Source organism: Gilliamella sp. Fer4-1, from assembly GCF_001690515.1.
GTDB classification, from domain to species: domain Bacteria; phylum Pseudomonadota; class Gammaproteobacteria; order Enterobacterales; family Orbaceae; genus Gilliamella; species Gilliamella apicola_C.
On record NZ_LZGZ01000120.1, the window covers coordinates 1 to 1,615 of the forward strand.

The window sequence follows — 1,615 nt, forward strand, 5'->3', positions numbered from 1 at the left end:
TAAGGCGTGAGTGTAATGAGCATTAGTAAATCAATCATTTTAATCACTCAATTTATTGGTATTACATATTATCCTCCTTTTTGGGGGATTTTTTTTATCTATTCCATACAATTATTTCACTCCTATTTAAAACAATTGAATTATAGAGGCTAATTATGATTGAGCATAAAAAAATGTTGTTAACCACAAGAGACCAAAGTTTAAAAGCCTATTTAATGAATAAAATTAAACAAAATGGCGGATGGGTTAATGCTCATATGCATGCCGATCGTGCTTTTACTATTTCAGTTGATAGTTTTGATGTCTATCAAAAACAGACCTTAATTGAAAAATGGGATACATTAGATAAAGTCAAAGCATCAATGAGCGAAGATGATTACTATCGCCATTTTAGTATGGCGGTTGAACGGATGATTGAGCAAGGGGTGAGTGCAATGGGATCATTTGTTGATATTGACCCTATTGCTCAAGAACGGGCAATTAAAGGGGCGTTAAGAGCACGCGAAACCTATAAAAATGACATCACCATAAAATTAGTCAATCAAACACTTAAAGGCGTTATCGATAAAGAGGCTCGTTATTGGTTCGATAAAGGCGCTGATTTAGTTGATATTATTGGCGGTTTACCTCGTCGTGATGAACGCGATCATGGTGAAGGAATGGGACTGAAACATCTTGATGTGTTAATGCAAACGGGTAAATCATTAGGCAAAATGGTGCACGTACATGTTGACCAGTTTAATTCTCAAGATGAGATCGAAACGGAACAACTTACCGATAAAACCCTTGAACATGGTATGCATGGTCGCGTTGTTGCCATTCATAGTATTTCGATCACAGCCCACAGTTTAGAATATCGCCAAAAACTCTATAAAAAAATGAAAGAAGCAAAAATGATGGTCATTGCCTGCCCATTTGCTTGGATCGATAGCCCACGCCGTGAAGAACAAGGCCCTACTCGTAACTCACTCACCCCAGTTGATGAACTTGCCACAGCAGGTATTCCTGTTGCAATCGGTACAGATAACGTCAGCGATTATATGTTGCCATTTTCAACGGGGAATATGTGGGAAGAGCTTAAGCTGTTAGTAACAGGATGCCGCTATACTGATTTAGATAATGTGATTAATGTGGCAACAAAAAATGGGCGAATGGTGCTTGGGCTTGAGTAATTCAATTAAAAGTCCTACAAATAATCTGGCAAGATCTCATTTTTAATTTGCTATTTTAACCATTATGTTGTTCATCGAGTGTGGCAAAAAGTAGATCACTCTACTTTTTGCCACACTTTGAAATATACACACTGCGTTAACTATAGATATGAAAGATCTCTAATAATGTCTTCTAGCCTTAATTTTACTTCGTTTAATTGTTGTTTTTGAGCTAGTTCAAGCAATCTTTCTCTACTTTGTAAAGTGCCTTCACTGTAATTATGTAAATTTGATGGCACGTTACCAGAATAAATATAATCATATTTTGCAGATGTCTGCTCAATATTAAAAGATCGGCTGTAACTATACGCACCATGAGCTTCAATTTCAGTAGTCAATGTTAATTTATTGCTGTGGGTCACCGTTTGTAAATTATATTGCTGATCTTTGTAGGTTTTGACTTG

At 36.3% G+C, this 1,615-nt stretch carries 2 protein-coding genes; one reads left to right on the forward strand and one right to left on the reverse strand.

What is annotated here, in order from left to right; translation table 11 throughout:
• Positions 1–155 precede the first annotated feature (155 nt).
• A complete protein-coding gene (locus tag A9G30_RS04300) occupies positions 156–1,172 on the forward strand; it encodes an amidohydrolase family protein (RefSeq protein WP_218057716.1) in 1,017 nt (338 codons plus the stop codon).
• Positions 1,173–1,312: 140 nt separating this feature from the next.
• On the opposite strand, the gene A9G30_RS12890 is transcribed toward A9G30_RS04300, so the two are convergent.
• The coding region (locus A9G30_RS12890; protein ID WP_176700841.1) for a hypothetical protein at positions 1,313–1,615 on the reverse strand (303 nt) is incomplete at its 5' end.